Below are 337 nucleotides of genomic sequence, written 5' to 3' on the forward strand. Positions count from 1 at the left end.
TGGAGACGATGTGGGAGAGCAGGTGGGCGCCAGATTATGGGGATGTAGCTCAGTTGGGAGAGCACCTGCCTTGCAAGCAGGGGGTCGAGAGTTCGAATCTCTTCATCTCCATCGCCAGAGTACTTAATGAAGACAAGCGGTAGCGCAGGCTGAATTTAGTACGAGGCATGTCACAGCACTTAATGAAAGCAAGTCGAAGACGTAGCTTGAATTTAGTGATGGGACGCTGAAATCGTAAGATTTCAAATGGGCTTATAGCTCAGCTGGTTAGAGCGCACGCCTGATAAGCGTGAGGTCGGTGGTTCGAGTCCACTTAAGCCCATAGGTTTAAATGAAC

Annotated in this window: 2 tRNA genes; both read left to right on the forward strand. The window is 49.9% G+C overall.

Annotated features, from left to right (window positions below):
• Positions 1-38: 38 nt before the first annotated feature.
• A tRNA-Ala gene (locus tag ACTQWB_RS18780) sits at positions 39-111 on the forward strand.
• A 137-nt stretch (positions 112-248) separates the two neighbouring features.
• Positions 249-322: transfer RNA gene (locus ACTQWB_RS18785), tRNA-Ile, on the forward strand.
• The last annotated feature ends 15 nt before the right edge of the window (positions 323-337 follow it).

The organism is Blautia sp. HCP3S3_H10_2 (assembly GCF_052122375.1).
In the GTDB taxonomy this organism is placed as follows: Bacteria; Bacillota; Clostridia; order Lachnospirales; family Lachnospiraceae; genus Blautia_A.